At 45.6% G+C, this 16,546-nt stretch carries 10 protein-coding genes; 1 reads left to right on the forward strand and 9 read right to left on the reverse strand.

The genetic code is table 11. The features are described 5' to 3' along the window. Positions 1-359: 359 nt before the first annotated feature. Positions 360-1,736, forward strand: a complete 1,377-nt coding sequence (locus R7Q39_RS21775; protein ID WP_005381133.1) for a PhoH family protein — start codon at positions 360-362, stop codon at positions 1,734-1,736. A 66-nt stretch (positions 1,737-1,802) separates the two neighbouring features. Here the strand turns inward: R7Q39_RS21775 and tldD are convergent, their stop codons facing one another. From tldD to R7Q39_RS21820, 9 genes are all read right to left on the reverse strand, one after another. After that, positions 1,803-3,248: a metalloprotease TldD gene (gene tldD / locus R7Q39_RS21780; RefSeq protein WP_258476048.1), complete on the reverse strand. Its 1,446-nt coding sequence runs from the start codon at positions 3,246-3,248 to the stop codon at positions 1,803-1,805. A gap of 11 nt (positions 3,249-3,259) precedes the next feature. Continuing rightward, positions 3,260-4,081, reverse strand: coding sequence for a carbon-nitrogen hydrolase family protein (locus tag R7Q39_RS21785; RefSeq protein WP_005381136.1), 822 nt, complete (start codon positions 4,079-4,081; stop codon positions 3,260-3,262). A 33-nt stretch (positions 4,082-4,114) separates the two neighbouring features. Then, a complete protein-coding gene (locus R7Q39_RS21790; protein ID WP_318076810.1) occupies positions 4,115-7,996 on the reverse strand; it encodes a YhdP family protein in 3,882 nt (1,293 codons plus the stop codon). 12 nt (positions 7,997-8,008) lie between these two features. Then, entirely contained in the window at positions 8,009-9,478 is a 1,470-nt protein-coding gene (gene rng, locus R7Q39_RS21795; protein WP_005381138.1) for a ribonuclease G, read from the reverse strand. 18 nt (positions 9,479-9,496) lie between these two features. Continuing rightward, entirely contained in the window at positions 9,497-10,066 is a 570-nt protein-coding gene (locus R7Q39_RS21800) for a Maf family protein (RefSeq protein ID WP_017821310.1), read from the reverse strand. Between the two features lie 4 nt (positions 10,067-10,070). Next, the gene (mreD, locus tag R7Q39_RS21805) at positions 10,071-10,559 is read right to left on the reverse strand and encodes a rod shape-determining protein MreD (RefSeq protein WP_005381141.1); all 489 of its coding nucleotides are present in this window, start codon (positions 10,557-10,559) and stop codon (positions 10,071-10,073) included. Further along, complete coding sequence (gene mreC / locus R7Q39_RS21810; RefSeq protein ID WP_005381142.1) at positions 10,549-11,445, reverse strand: rod shape-determining protein MreC; 897 nt, start codon at positions 11,443-11,445, stop codon at positions 10,549-10,551. The genes mreD and mreC overlap by 11 nt, the downstream gene beginning before the upstream one ends. Positions 11,446-11,595: 150 nt before the next feature. Then, positions 11,596-12,639 carry a rod shape-determining protein gene (locus R7Q39_RS21815; RefSeq protein WP_005381144.1) on the reverse strand — a complete coding sequence of 348 codons (1,044 nt, stop codon included), beginning with the start codon at positions 12,637-12,639 and terminating at the stop codon, positions 11,596-11,598. 151 nt (positions 12,640-12,790) lie between these two features. After that, the coding region (locus R7Q39_RS21820) for a DUF6701 domain-containing protein (RefSeq protein ID WP_318076811.1) at positions 12,791-16,546 on the reverse strand (3,756 nt) is incomplete at its 5' end.

Below are 16,546 nucleotides of genomic sequence, written 5' to 3' on the forward strand. Positions count from 1 at the left end.
CTTACTTGAAGCTGTGATTTAGGTCACGCCGAAACCGCACCAAGCAGAAACTTTTTTTCCCAAACTCTAAATGCAATCAAATTGTAAAATACTCATGCCAATTATTAAGTTGTAGAACGTAAATATTACGTATACTTCTAATGAGGGGCGTTTAAAACCATTGCATATGATTTAAGCGCGTTAGTACACGATTAGGATCAACACGGGTTTGCAGTAAGTTGTCTTGCTACTCGGTTGCACACTAGCCGACATCAGCCCGACAACCTCTATTGCAAGCAATCAGAGTTAGGTCACTTCACACTTATTTGGAAACGACCTAACAACTCGCATGCAGAGCCGTACTACGGCAAGGAGACGCTATGGGCGATACCGATCGGAAACTGTTTGTACTCGATACCAACATTCTTCTTCATGAACCCTTTGCCATCTTCTCTTTCCAAGAACACGATGTCGTTATCCCCATGACCGTGTTGGAAGAACTCGACCGAATCAAAGACAGTAAGCGCGACGTTGCAAGAGATGCGCGCGTGGCTATTCGCACCTTGGAAGATTTGTTTAAAGAAGCAACGCCAGATGAAATCTCTGAAGGCATTCCTGTTTCTAAAGACAACCCCGACCAGGGTACCATTTCCATTTTGGCGGATTTTGAACTGCAGGAAACCGTCAAAGCCTTCGCCGACAAAGCCGGTGACAACCGTATTCTCAACGCGGTGCTTTATCTGCAAAATAAACGTGCACCACGTGAAGTGGTACTGATCACGAAAGACATCAACATGCGTCTGCGAGCCAAAGGGGCTGGTGTGCGTTTTGTTGAGGACTATAGAACCGACCAACTAATTGATGACATTCAATACCTAACCAAAGGCTTTCAATTGCGTGAAGGTGATTTCTGGAGCGGTATTGAGGAAGTAGAAAGCTATGCACTGGGCGGAAAAACTTACCACAAACTCAGTCGCGAGCCCTTCGACCCAACCTTTATCAACCAATACGTCATTGATGAAGACAGTGACTTTGCTGGTCGCGTAGAAACCATCAATGAAGACAAGTTAACGCTTCTCGACCTGAGCCGCGAACGTCTAATGCATCGCAAGGCTTGGGACATCACACCTAAAAATATCTACCAGGGAATGGCGTTAGATGCCTTACTCGATCCAGAAATTGACTTGGTGATTCTAACGGGTGCGGCGGGTAGTGGTAAGACATTACTGGCAATGGCTGCAGCATTGGAACAAACCATTGAAAAAAGCATGTTCGATAAAATTATCGTAACACGTAACACGCCAGATATCGGTGAATCCATCGGCTTCTTACCCGGCTCCGAAGAGGAGAAAATGATGCCGTGGTTAGCGGCGGTGACCGATACCTTGGAAGCACTACATAAACACGATCACTGCACTGAAGGCTCATTGAAGTACATCTGCGATAAAGCCAACATTCAATTTAAATCGATCAACTTTATGCGTGGCCGTTCGATTCAAAATGCGTTTGTACTGCTTGATGAGTGTCAAAACCTCACTGCATCACAAATCAAAACCATCATTACCCGCTGTGGTGAAGGAACCAAAATCGTCTGCTCCGGTAACTTGGCGCAGATTGACTCTCATTACCTCACCCCAGTGACATCAGGATTGACGTACATGGTTGAGCGCTTCAAAAACTTTGAAGGCAGCGCAAATATTCACCTCAATGGCGTGGTTCGTAGCCGCTTGGCGGAATTTGCTGAAGAAAATCTATAATCGACACCGACTCACAAAGCAAAAGAGCGCTCTAATGAGCGCTCTTTTTATAACGATTCGACTGAGTTACTCAGTGCCACCCACTGTCAGTGAGTCCAGCTTCAAGGTCGGCTGACCAACACCAACTGGCACACTTTGACCTGCTTTACCACATACGCCAACGCCCTTGTCGATACTTAGGTCGTTACCGACCATAGACACTTGCTGCATTGCTTCGATACCTGATCCAATCAACGTCGCACCTTTAACAGGGCGCGTAATTTTACCGTTTTCAATCAAGTATGCTTCCGATGCAGAGAACACAAACTTACCCGAAGTAATGTCCACCTGGCCGCCACCAAAGTTTGGCGCATACAACCCTTTCTCGACCGTCGAGATGATTTCTTCTGGCGTATGTTCACCTGGAAGCATGTAGGTGTTGGTCATACGAGGCATTGGCAAGTGTGCATACGATTCACGACGACCGTTACCCGTTGGATTTACACCCATTAGCCGCGCGTTTAGCTTGTCTTGCATATAGCCTTTCAGCACACCATTCTCGATAAGCGTGTTGTACTGACCGTTTACCCCTTCATCATCCACATTCAGTGAACCACGAAGGTCTTTTAACGTGCCGTCATCTACGATGGTACACAGTGAAGACGTCACTTGTTGACCCATTTTTCCAGAGAACACTGACGACTCTTTGCGGTTAAAGTCACCTTCTAGTCCATGACCTACCGCTTCGTGTAGCAACACGCCAGGCCAGCCAGAACCCAATACCACTGGCATCATGCCTGCTGGTGCTGCTTCTGCTTCAAGGTTGATTAACGCCATGCGAATCGCTTCGTCTGCATAATGGAAAGCTTGTTTCACACCATTGCTTTCCGTTAAAAAGAAATCGTAACCGAAACGGCCGCCGCCACCAGCGCTACCGCGTTCACGTCGTTCGCCTTTTTGTGCGAGCACGCTAATAGACAAACGCACCAAAGGACGAATATCGCCTGCATAAGTACCGTCTGTTGCCGCAACAAGCATCTGCTCATGCACACCGCTGATGCTGATCGAGACTTCTTTAATCAATGGTTCTTTAGTGCGGATGTAAGCATCTAGAGATTTGAGCAATTCTGTTTTTTGCTGCTTTTCCCATTCAGCTAGTGGATTCACAGCGGCGTAGTACGCTTGGTTTTCGGTGCGTTTAAACGCTTTGACTTTACCATTCTGCCCTTGCTGAGCAATACCGCGCGCCGCCATTGCACTCTGCTTCAGGCCTTCAGGCTGGATTTGATCAGAGTAGGCAAAGCCTGTTTTCTCGCCAGTTACTGCACGGACACCAACACCACAATCAATGTTAAAAGAGCCATCTTTGATGATGCTGTCTTCTAGAACCAGAGACTCATGCCAGCTGGACTGAAAGTAAATGTCCGCATAATCGATCTGGCGCGTCGCAATGCTGGCAAGCGTGTCAGCAATGTCTTGTTCTGTCAGACCATTTGGGGCAAGGAGTGCCTGTTCTATTTGGTTTGTGCTCATAGTTAGCTCTTTTATTTCCGTCTCAATTCATTTTGAAAGCGACTGTGTTGAGTCAGCGGCATATTCTGCCTTACTTGTTGGCTTTGTGACAAATCTATCTCAGTCACCAATAAACCTACTTCATCCTGAAGCTGTTTATGGATACGTCCCCAAGGGTCAACGACCATTGAGTGTCCCCATGTTTTTCGTCCACATGGATGCGTTCCAGTTTGTCCGCTTGCCAAAATCCAACATTGTGTCTCAATCGCTCTAGCTCGCAATAATACTTCCCAGTGAGCTTGCCCCGTCACAGCGGTAAACGCAGCGGGCACCACAATGATATCCGCCCCTTCTTGACGCAATACTTTATAAAGTTCTGGGAAACGTAAATCATAACAAATACTCAATCCAACACTGCCGATATCAGTTTCCGCAACGACTATTTGATTACCCGCCATAAACGTATCCGACTCACGATAACTACCATAACCATCGGCTACGTCGACATCAAACATATGCAGTTTGTCATAGTGAGCAATGCATTTACCGTGCGGCGGAAATACAAGTGTTGTGGTGGTGACACCTTTTGCGGTTTGAATGGGCATGCTTCCGACAATTAGCGTTAACTGGTTCTTTCTAGCGATTTCACAGAGCCGCTGTTGAATCATGCCACTGCCAAGTGGCTCTGCATGTTGATGATAAGCTTCGCGACTGGAAAATAGCACTGTATTTTCAGGAGTAAGAACAAGTTTGGCACCTTGCTTGCTCGCTAAAGCACACTGTTTTTCAATGAAGTCCAAATTCGCGTTAATATCCGGACCCGAAGTCATTTGAATAATGCCAACACGCTCCATGTGTTTCCTCCCTATTCCATTATATTCGGTGAGTTATTTGGCCTGTTCACGCAGTTTTTCTGGCAGCTTGTATTCACCTTTACTTCGCGAAATTTCTTTCACCGTTGGTGAATCTAGTGGGCCTTTCACTTCATAATTGACTTGAGTGAAGACCTCAACCACCGGAGATATCACCGTAGAGATGGCCAAGACATACAAAGCAGTTTGAGGCGCAACGGCAAACGCGGTCAGCATTGGTAGGCCTGATGTGATGTCTGGTGTGAATTTCACTTCCGCATCAACCATTCTGCTGTTCATATTAGCGATGCCGCGGATTTGCATTTCCCCTGCTAACGCATCCATTACGATATCATTGGTGATAAACACACCGTCTTGGATTTTGCCCGTTCCCGTGATCGAGTTGAATGCCATGCCTTTATCGAATACGTCGGTAAAGTCGAGCTGCATCTTACGGATGATAGAATCCAAGCTAAACAAGCCTAACAAGCGTGCCGCACCACTAACTTCACTGATCACGCCTTTACCAAATTCCGTTGAGACGTTTCCTTGCAAGGTTTGTGTCTTCATTGACCAAGGTGCGCCGTCCCATTCCATATTGGCATTGATCTCAAATGGTGCTTGTTGAATGCCTGATGTAATACCAAAGCGCTCCATAAGATCGGTGTTGTTATCACCTTTCATTTTCATGGTTAAGTTGGAATGACTACTCTCTTTCGTCAGGCCCCACCAACCACTCATATCAATGCGGTTTTTGCCGCTACTAAAGGTGATATTTTTCCACTCCAAGCGGTTCTCGCGACGCTGCAAATCAACATTAACTTTGCCCACTTTGTAACCTTGCAGCCAAAAATCATCGATGTTCAAAGTTAAGTTTGGCATCTCTGCGTGAAACTTGCGGTCAAAATTGGTAATCAAAGGTGCGTTTTGATCTTCACTCGCAAAGATTGAACTGCGCTCTTTGGTCATCTCTTCAAACCCTGGGATGTACAGATGCAAGTGCTCTAGAGAGACCGATAGATCATAGGGTTTCAGATAGTTAGCTTTCCCTTTAACCTCTTGACTGTCCACATCGAGTTGCCAACTCAAATTTTTCTTGCTTGCTGAAAAATCCACATCATGAAACTCAATCCCACCGAGCTGTAAGTTTGGCGTTTCAACTTCAATGCGTGTCGGCAATGGAATGGTCGGCGTTTTCATGCTTGCCAAAACAGACGATGAAGGCTTGCTCTCAGAGACCTGCGCAAGCTCCGCCCATTGGTCTAAATTCAGTTCTTCGACACGCACCGAAGCATCGTGCCCGACAATAGGACTAATCCGGAAGCCACCTTTGCCAACCATTAAATGAGTCGCAGTCAGAACCGGGACATCGCCAGCGATATCTATCTCAGTTTGATACTTCACATTTGGGATCTGTAGTCGTGCTGAAATACTCTCTTGGTTGCCGGATGCTTGCAGTTTCGCTTGCCCAGACTCACCAATTTTTTTCGCTAAAGGATAAGGATATTGACTAGCCAGACGATTTAGCTGCGCCAGCACTTCAAGCTGATAAGTGAAACCAACATCATTGAGTTGCAAGTCAATATCCATTTGCCACGGCGCATGGCCAGAAACAAGGTTTAACCAACGCTCACCGACATAGGGTTTGAGCGGCTCGACATCCCAATCTCCTAGTGTATTAATTGTCACGTTGTAGCCTTGCTCCGCACTCTCTCCATGGAAATCAAGAGAGATAGGCTGTTGTAATAATTCGGCCGACAAACCCGATGTGGTAACCACATCATTGTCGAAGGTGATACGCCCTGTGGCGTTTTCAAGCGTCATTGGCGGCGCTTCAATATCAACACGATTTTCTGTTAAATCTGCATAACCCCAAGCGCGAGACTCTTTCTCAAAATCAAACGGTATATTGAGTTGAAACTCAGAGTAAACGGGACCACTCACTTGCAGCGCTGTCAATGCGGCACCGACTGAATCCACTAATGGCGTCGCCATCATGTAGTCACGGACTTCATTACCCGGCGCGCTTGCTTTCGCTTCAATCTCGATGTGTCCACCTTCTGCCAACTCAGGGATTCGCCCAGTGATACGCTTAGCATGAACGCCATTTAGTGTGGCTGATTTTGAATCCAAATACATGGCATCATTTTCAAACAGCAAGTCTAGCTGCAAATCCGTGATGGTTGGCCATGCCGTATCAAAGCTAAATTTCGCGTCTTTTAATCCAACCCAAGCTTGGAACATGCCATTATGTTCTTTGTAAGGAAAATCACCTAACTCGCCATACCACAACAATTTCGCTGTATTCACTTTTCCGCCCTGAATCGCGGTCGAAAGATAGTCGGTCAAGTCTTGTCCAAGTGCCAGAGTCGGTAGATAGCGCCATGTTTCACCCGCGTTGTAGAGATCCGCTTCGGCATAGAACGATAAAAATGGGCTTTGTTCTTTTGGAAAATCAAGACGGAATGCCCCCAAGACTTGAAGATCAGGCGTTGCTGCCGTCACTTTATCCGACCACAAGCGCCAGCCGCTCTCATCTTGCTGCCAGATAATATCGACTTCACCTTGTTTGATATTCAGCGGAGATTGGAATACATCGCCGTACGGAAAGACATCATCAATGACGGTGACTTTTGCTTTAGCTTGATTCACATCCCCCGATACGCTGCCCTGTACGTGATTAAACCCGGGTAGGAGCTCCCATTGTGTCATCGCGAGTTCATCCAGTTCAGCCGAGTAGCGTAAGGTGTCTAAACCACCGTTCATTGACAATCGGACATCTTCGACCCGACCTTTCGGTGCTAGTTTGTTAATAAGGTCACTGGTCGACTCTGACTCTGGAGCCAGCTTAATGAGCGGAATGAGTGCTTCAATGTCGAGTTGAGAGAGATTAAGCATCCAGCCGTTTGGTTGCCAATCAAACGCGACGTCTAGCTCTGGCCAAGGGGTATTATCGGTTCTGATCTGAAGTGAGTGGCCATTTACTTTCCAGCCTTGTTTATCTGGTCGAAGATTGAAAATTCCAGACTCAATAAACAGCTCATGATGTCCATCTTCATTCCACTCCAACTCGGAAGGCAGCAATTCAACATAAGCATCATGCGGTTGGCTATGTTTGAGCGTTAGCCAAGTATTTAAGCTGACTTTACCCGACTCTGCTCCTGACTCTTCTTGCATGTAAGTGGTCAGCCAAGGTGTGACCGAGACATCTTGAGCACTCACGTAAAACTCACCAGATACATCGCGCAACGAGCCATGATCTTTAAAGTTAGCGCTTACTAACAATGAGTTCAGGCGAACATCGGCAATGCTAACCGTGCCTTCGGCTACGTGACGTTTCCCTTGATTGCTCCAACGAAGCTGCTCAATATCTAAACGGCGAGTTTCACCAGACACCGACTTATACCAAATCCGTGAATCGCTAATAGTGAAGTCTTCGAACTGACGTAAAAGAAGTGAGTCGAGTTGGTCAATGAGTTTCACTTCGCTCTTATCCACTTCAGGCTTCGGATCTTGACGATGAGAAGTCGGCAGAATGTCTACCGTGTGAATGTCTAAAGCGAGGTTATGAATGGTAAGGTCTGCAACTACAGGTTTAAGTTGAAAAAGAGATTGAATAAGGTCGAACTCAATTTGGACTTCTTCAACAGCGAAGCGTGCATCTTGCACGTTTGGTAGATTTGCCTCTAAACCCAGTAACGCAATTGAGGGATGATTATTGCGCCACGTCCCTGCGACATTAGCAATAGAAACGTCAAAACCTGTGCCTTGTTTGACCCAGGTTTTGATCTCATCTTGGAAATGGTTAAGTTGCGGCAGTGTGACGCGAAGCGTGGTTACTAATATGGCTAATAACACCAATACAGTAACTAAACTCCACGCACAAAAACGCCCAAAACGGTTAACACCAGAATTCACAAATGTCCCAAATTACATCATTACGACGTCAAACTGTTCCTGAATGTACAGGGGTTCAGCCTGAACTCGCACTTGCTTGCCAATAAATACTTCGAGCTCTGCCAACGCATGAGACTCATCGCCCAATAGCGCTTCAGCAACAAACGGCGATGCGTACACGACAAAATTATCGGCGTCGTAAGCACGGTTCACACGAGTAATCTCGCGTAATATCTCAAAGCATACGGTTTCGACCGTTTTCACGCTGCCACGGCCTTCACAAGTAGGACAGCCAGAACACAAGATATGTTCAATACTTTCTCGTGTGCGCTTGCGCGTCATTTCAACTAAGCCAAGCTGGGTAAAGCCGTTGATGTTGGTTTTTACTCGGTCTTTCGCCAGCGCCGTTTCCAGTGAGGTAAGTACTCGCTGACGATGCTCTTCGGATGCCATATCGATAAAATCAATAATGATGATACCGCCGAGGTTACGTAAACGTAGCTGACGCGCAATAGCTTGCGTTGCCTCTATATTGGTATTGAAGATAGTCTCTTCGAGATTACGACGACCAACAAATGCACCCGTGTTGATGTCGATGGTGGTCATGGCTTCGGTTTGATCGATGATCAAATAGCCGCCCGATTTTAGCTCGACCTTGCGCTCTAAAGAACGCTGAATTTCGTTTTCGGTGTCGTACATGTCAAAGATTGGCTTGTCACCTTCGTAAAGCTCAAGCTTATCTGTTAACTCCGGTACATACTCAGAAGTGAATTCTTTCAGGTTCTCGTATTCAAGGCGGGAGTCGACCATGATCTTATCGAGCTCTGTGCCAACAAAGTCACGCAGAATGCGTTGAGCTAAGCCGAGTTCACCGTAAAGTGTTGAACGCGTTTTGTATTTTGAGCGACGCTCCATGACTTTTAGCCACAAACGCTTTAGAAATGCCGCATCTTGAGATAGCTCTTTTTCATCAGCGCCTTCTGCCGCGGTACGAATGATAAAACCACCGTGCTCATCGCAGTAATGGTTCACCACCTTTTTCAAACGCTCGCGCTCTTTTTCACTTTCAATACGCTGCGAAACACCGACATGGCTGGCCCCCGGCATAAAAACAAGATAACGCGAAGGTAAGGTGATATCCGTCGTTAAACGCGCACCTTTTGTGCCGAGCGGATCTTTGACCACTTGCACAACAATGTCTTGTCCCTGGCGTACCAGCTCAGAGATATCACGGACTTGAAACTGCTGTTTTTCGTTTTCTGCCACACATTCGGTATGAGGAACAATATCTGACGCATGTAAAAATGCCGCTTTATCTAAACCAATGTCGACGAAAGCCGCCTGCATACCTGGTAACACTCGGCTTACTTTGCCTTTGTATATATTGCCCACAATACCGCGACGCGATTCGCGCTCGATATGTATTTCTTGTAGTACTCCACCTTCAATCATGGCCACACGAGTTTCACTCGGGGTCACGTTAAGCAGCAATTCTGCACTCATGTGCACACCTCAAAACAATTATAAAAATTCTTGAATTAGCTGATCGGTTTCGAACAAAGGTAAGCCTACTACAGCGTGATAACTGCCTTCGATTCGGGTGACAAATCGCCCTCCGAGTCCCTGAATACCATAACTTCCAGCTTTATCGCATGGCTCTCCTGACTGCCAATATTGTTCGATTTCTTCGTGAGTCAGTGGTTTGAACCACACGTCAGTGGTAACGACCACTGAATGTTGTTGTTCCGATGATACAACGCTCACCGCAGTCATCACTTGATGACGACGACCCGATAAGTCAGTAAGCATACGCTTTGAATCTTCAAAACTTTTTGGTTTTTCTAGCACACGGTCATCGCATACTACGACCGTATCAGAGCCCAATACAACGGAATCAGGCTTAGCCAACGCTAAGCCTGCCTGAGCTTTTTCCAAAGAAAGACGCAACACGTAATCTCGTGCTTGCTCATGAGCCTGTTTGGCTTCCTCAACATCAGGCAATACGATCTCAAAATCATAACCCAGTTGAGCAAGCAGCTCTTTTCTTCTCGGAGAACCCGATGCGAGAACGAGAGATAAGCTTTTCTTCACCGCTTTACCTTACGTGCCATGCACGACGAACTCGTCGCATTAATAAAAACATCCATGGCCAAAGTATACAGTTTATTGCCGCCGTCCACAGAGATAATGGATTAAATACTACGTCCTGGTTCAAATATTCCCCACAGAATATCAAAACTTCCAATAACGCAGTAAAAAAGGCAATTAAAATCGACTGTTGCCACAAAGCCATGTTGCGAATCAACAGGAAATTCAGCGCCACAAGGTAGATAACGATCGACATCATCATGCCACGAATTCCAAGCGTTGAGCCGATCAAGATATCCCACAATAAGCCCAACACTAGCGCAGTTCCGACGTTCACTCGGTGCGGTAGTGCCAACACCCAATAACACGTGACAAGGAACAACCATGACGGACGTAACACATCTAATACACCTGGCCATGGAATGGTTTGCAGTACCAGCGCAACGAAGAAACTGACGCCAATCACCATTCGGCTACTCAATACATTATTGGCCATCGGTTACCTCTTGTTCTTGCTCTAACCCTTCATCTACATTGGACCGCAGTACTTTGTGTTGACGGTCTTCATTCGGCCAAATCAGCAGTAGGTAGCGTAAGCGATCAAACTCCACAACCGGCTCAGCCTTGATTGAGGCGAACTCTTGACGCGTATCGTGATCCACATTGGTAACCGTCGCGACTGGATATCCTTCAGGGTAAATACCACCTAAACCGGATGTCACCAATAAATCACCAACCTGAATATCTGTGCTGGTTGGAATGTGCTCCAGTTGGATTTCATCCATTTCACCATTGCCCGATGCGATCACTCGGATATCATTGCGGATCACCTGGACAGGAATTGCATTTTTCGCGTCCGTTAGCAGCAGAACACGTGCGTTGTGCGCTGCGACAAACGTGACCTGACCGACGATGCCTTTCTCGTTGATAACAGGCTGACCAACGTAAACACCATCAATACGGCCTTTATCGATCACCACTTGATGACGATAAGGTGAAGTATCAACCGCCATTACTTCTGTCACGACTTTCTTTTCATCACGGACAAATGAAGATCCTAACAACTTACGTAAGCGTTGGTTTTCTTCTTTATATTGGTCGAGCAAGATAAGCTCGCTTTTCAGGCGTAGCACTTCTCGCTTTAAGCTGCGATTGCCTTCAACCAATGCCTGATGAGAATTAAAACGTTCAAATACGCCATCGAACATACTACGAGGCAAATTCGCTGCGTACTGAATCGGTGCAACCATACTGTTTAGTAGGTATCGAACGTTGGAAAACGTATCTAGACGACTATCGGCCAGCATTAAGCTCGCCGACACGATGACAGCAAAAAACAGACGTAATTGCAGAGACGGACCTCTGCCGAAAATCGGTTTCATCTTGTTTTTGACCTGATTGCTTCCATGATTATTGAGCCTTACTTGGCAACCTAAAAATACTTGACTAAATACTTTTAGGTATGGAGCATGTTTGAATTACAGAGAGAGCAGAAATGAAGGTGAAGCCCGACATGAGCTTCACCTAAACCTTTATTCTTCAGAGAACAGATCGCCACCGTGCATGTCGATCATTTCTAGTGCTTTACCGCCACCACGCGCAACACACGTTAGTGGATCTTCCGCGATAACCACAGGAATACCAGTTTCTTCCATTAGTAAACGGTCTAGGTCTTTAAGTAGTGCACCACCACCGGTTAGTACCATACCGTTTTCAGAAATGTCTGAAGCAAGCTCTGGTGGACACTGTTCTAGTGCAACCATGACTGCTGATACGATGCCAGATAGCGGCTCTTGAAGCGCTTCTAGGATCTCGTTTGAGTTCAAGCTAAAGCTGCGTGGCACACCTTCTGCAAGGTTACGACCGCGAACTTCAATCTCTTGAACTTCATCACCAGGGTAAGCAGAACCGATTTCGTGTTTGATCTTTTCAGCCGTTGCTTCACCAATCAAGCTACCGTAGTTACGACGTACGTAGTTGATCACAGCTTCATCAAAGCGGTCACCACCGATACGTACAGACGATGAGTAAACCACGCCGTTTAGAGAGATAACGGCAACTTCAGTTGTACCACCACCGATATCGACCACCATTGAACCTGTCGGCTCAGATACGCGTAAACCAGCACCAATTGCCGCCGCCATTGGCTCGTCGATTAGGTAAACTTCACGGGCACCAGCACCAAGTGCTGATTCACGAATTGCGCGACGCTCAACTTGGGTAGAACCACAAGGAACACAAACAAGAACACGTGGGCTTGGCTTTAGGATGCTGTTATCGTGCACTTGCTTGATAAAGTGCTGAAGCATTTTTTCGGTTACGTAGAAGTCAGCAATTACGCCGTCTTTCATTGGGCGAATAGCGGAAATGTTGCCAGGTGTACGACCAAGCATCTGTTTTGCTGCGTGACCGACTGCAGCAACGCTTTTTGCAGAACCTACACGATCTTGACGAATAGCAACTACAGAAGGTTCATCAAGGACAATTCCTTGCCCTTTTACGTAAATTAGAGTGTTGGCTGTACCTAAATCGATAGATAGATCGTTAGAAAACATGCCACGAAGTTTCTTAAACATACTCTTCGCTCATCCTGCAAAAATATAGAAGACAAAAATTGCTCTAAATGTACCAATGCCTCGCTGTCACAGCAAGGTATTGGTACACAAACATGAGCAGAAAGCCTCAATTTCTTGCAGTTTCCTAACTTAAGGGCAAAAACCTAAGTTGTTACTGTCCGGTTAACCCTGGCTCACCACGGTAAATCACACGGTCATTACCACGGTGAATACCGAAGGTGACGACGGAGGATGGGTTTTCTTCACCAGCTTTCTTATTGTCCCAGTTGTACTTGAGCCAAGGGCGTGCGTCTAAATCTAACCACACACGTGTTTGTTGGCGGTACGGACTTGCTTGCTCTGCGGTCACGGTACGTGAAACACCGGAAGAAACCACACCACCGTCACCTAACGAGACATCGGTCGGCGCTGCATTTGTTCCCGTAGGCCAAATGTGATTTTGAGCGGCGGTCACACCGGCCACATCGGTTTGGCTATCATCGGTGTTGGTGATGAAACGGCTGCCGTTCCAATACTCGGTTCTCAGTGGGATATACAAGGTCGTACCTTGGTTGCCACCTACATCGTCCAAGTCAATTCGACCAAAACGGATATCGGGTTGGACTTTAAGTTCTTTTGTACCAATCGTTACACCCGACTTATCTATTGAGTCCAATGACAAATCAATAGAAATTGAAGTGTCATTGGACTTTTCAAGATAATTTAATGGACCATCTGGCTGAGTAATAACTTTTTCCCATAAAAGTGCATTAGCACTGAATTTTCCAACACTTTGTCCTGATACGTATGGTTTGTTGCTGCTGTTTAACCATTCACCTGAATATGTGTTTGGGGCACTGAATCTACCTATATATTTGGAGTCACTTTCATACAAGTTAAACTTCGCGAAGTGATCATCGAAATAAGCATAGTTACGCAGCGCTCCGCCCCCTTTCGTCAACGCTTCAATATAGAATTGCTTTAGTCCAAAAGGCTGTCTCATATACGTAAAACTTTGCTCATTGGGGTATGCCCAACGAGTGGACATATCAGCGTCTATATTTTCGTAAACGCTAAATTGTCCGGGATAAAAACGACCAACCGTCAAATTACCATCTTGGATTTTAAACGCACTACTACCAAGATACACAGACGTACCTAAATCATCACCATTCGCGTCCGTTGCAATCGGTGCTTGCGCCTTAAACTCAAAAGCCCCCACGTCAGTCACAGATTGAGCAAACGTCACACTGCCATTAGACCATTGACTTGATTCAGGTAACTCATCATTCAAAAGTTGGGCTGATGCTCCAACTGATGGGTACTTAACCTCGTTGCTGATTGCAATCGTCTCTTCATGGTAGTTTTTCGCTACAGAGCCATCATCTTGATAAGCGGTAATGGTCATATCAAACTCTTCACCCGCAGCTAAAAATCCTACTGAACAGCCATCATCACTGTTGTTACAAGTGCCATCTTGGGCAGTAGTACTAGTTGCATTTACTTCAAGGTACGCCGGGAAGCTAACAAAACTACTTAAGTTCTCTGATTCAGAATCATCTTTAATTCTTGCTTTAACACTAACTTTTCCTACTTCAGGATAACGAAGATCAAAACTAGCTTTCCCACTAGATGTAAAGTATACATTATCAATGGATGTCCATTCTGTTGTTTTGAGCTGTACTGGTTCGCCAAATTTTCCGTTTGAATTTTTAAAGCGAACAGAGACCGTTTCACCAGATTCTGGCTGCTCGTACGCAAACCTCATTTCAATATTCTTGACAATATCTGTCTCTGGCATCGAAGATACAGACTCACACAAACTGACAAACGGGGTATTGCTGTATTTGCTGTACTGGTTGCCGCTTTCATCAAAGAATGGCAGAGAGGCAACTTTATCGGGAACACCGACAGTAATCGAGCTATCAAAAACTATGGTACACGCAGAATTAAAATCATTTTCCCCATTTAGTTTACATTTTATAGGCTCAATATTCGGAGCCTCAATGGACATTTTCTCAAGACCAAGTTTGGCACTACCTGCTCCCTGTGAACGAATTTGCAAATTAATCCGATCATTAAATTTCAGAACTCTTAATGGAATGCTCTCTCCATTAGAGTCCTGCCACTCAGCATTTGATAAATCTTTCAGTATAACTTCTAGCTCTTTAGGATTGGTTAAATTACCAGGGTAAGTCTCAGTACATTGGGAATTCATACAAGCACTTAAAGTCACTCGTTGCGCTTCACAAACATCTCCCGAACCGTCATATTCAAATCGGAAATGGTCTATTTTAGGCTCTCGATTGAATCGGTCGGCACATAACTTCATATTTGCCACTTCATGGATATTCGTATTAGCACCAGTACCCGCAGTGATTGAGACCATAAAGTTTTCTGGTGGTTCTGGCTGTCCGAAATTCTTCATTACATCGAATGGCTCTATGATAGATTCCCATTCCGAACCATTAATTTTCCGCTCAATTGATACCCAAACACCACTCTCTCGCCCAGGAATATCTTCCCGACTATCAACTATCATTCTATAACGATGAACATCCGATGGTGCTCTACCTACCAAATAATTGCCGTGACTATTCCAGCCTCCTTTCTCATCTAGAGAGCCCACACTGGTGTTGTTTTTAATAAATTTATAACCGCCAAACCAAGCATTGGACAAAGAGCCATTGAAGGTTTTTTGATAACCCGCTCCACGTATAGTAATCGAGTGTTTTTTCCGACCCGGCCTATATTGTCGATCTTCAAAGCTACCTTGTTCGGAGAAGTTACCATACTCATCAATACCAAATGCTATCCACCCCCCAGCAAAGCCTTCCATATCGGGTTTGACACCATAACCAAGAGCGCCACCTGTCGCACCTGGTGAGGGTGGTATATTTGAGTCAGATAGCACAATAGCAATACCATCACCGCCAGGGTTGGTATTAGAATCACGAGCATAATGATCAAATTCGATTTGAACTATATTATCTTTCGACGGAATTGTCTCCTTGTATGCGGAAGCTGTCGATTGATCATTTTGGTTAGTAGATACTTGAAAACGCTCGTCAACCACATTTGGCGTAGTCGTACTAGCTGTGCGCCCCATTACCGTCCAGTTTTGTAAGGGCTTCTCACCAGTGAAGTCTTCATTAATACAGACTTGAGGGTCAGGTAAAGTTGGAGTATCAGGAACCAATTCTGGACAAAGTGAGGCTAGCGCCTCTATTGGGCACTCTCCGGTCTGAGGAAGCTGACAATTGGGATCATCTACACCACAATAAATGGCGTTGTCATTGAAATCGTAAGAATTTGATAGCGAGTTAACAGAACCACAGACGGTCGAGCTTTTTACTGTAGCTTGCCCATGGGACTGGATCGCTTCACTAAGCGCATAAACGCCTCGGTTTTGATCGAGTTTAGAGTTATTCAAAGAGACTTGACTATCTGTTGATTCTACCCGACCACAAACCAATGAGTTTTTAATATCGACTTTATGTAGAGCGAGAATATTTCCGTGTACTTCGTTACTGTCTTCTAAAATAACTTCTAAGCCCCTACTGGTAACGTCACCAGTAACCTTGGTTGCCTTTAATGTAACTTTACTTGAAGCAGTAATATTACCTTGAATTTCATTCCCGCTTTGCTCGGTTTTGATTTCACCGCCTTGGCTGGTAACTGCGCCACCTACTTGAGTTTTTTTAAGTGTAATATTGCCGCTAGCTGTCACGCTACCATTGATAGTATTGGTGCCGCCTTCGGTTTTTATCTCACCTTTACTTGTCACATCGCCTTCAACTGTGGTCTGTTTAAACGTAATGTTTCTGTCGGCTGTCACGTTACCATTGATGGTATTGGTGCCGCCTTCGGTTTTTATCTCACCTTTACTTGTCACATCGCCTTCAACTGTGGTCTGTTTAAACGTAAT

This window comes from Vibrio sp. 947 (assembly GCF_033339115.1).
GTDB lineage: Bacteria > Pseudomonadota > Gammaproteobacteria > Enterobacterales > Vibrionaceae > Vibrio > Vibrio alginolyticus.

Bases quoted from the DNA above. Each gene is read 5' to 3' on its own strand.
- R7Q39_RS21775 (WP_005381133.1), top strand. From the start codon at position 360: ATGGGCGATACCGATCGGAAACTGTTTGTACTCGATACCAACATTCTT.
- tldD (WP_258476048.1), bottom strand. From the start codon at position 3,248: ATGAGCACAAACCAAATAGAACAGGCACTCCTTGCCCCAAATGGTCTG.
- R7Q39_RS21785 (WP_005381136.1), bottom strand. From the start codon at position 4,081: ATGGAGCGTGTTGGCATTATTCAAATGACTTCGGGTCCGGATATTAAC.
- rng (WP_005381138.1), bottom strand. From the start codon at position 9,478: ATGAGTGCAGAATTGCTGCTTAACGTGACCCCGAGTGAAACTCGTGTG.
- mreD (WP_005381141.1), bottom strand. From the start codon at position 10,559: ATGGCCAATAATGTATTGAGTAGCCGAATGGTGATTGGCGTCAGTTTC.
- mreC (WP_005381142.1), bottom strand. From the start codon at position 11,445: ATGAAACCGATTTTCGGCAGAGGTCCGTCTCTGCAATTACGTCTGTTT.
- R7Q39_RS21815 (WP_005381144.1), bottom strand. From the start codon at position 12,639: ATGTTTAAGAAACTTCGTGGCATGTTTTCTAACGATCTATCTATCGAT.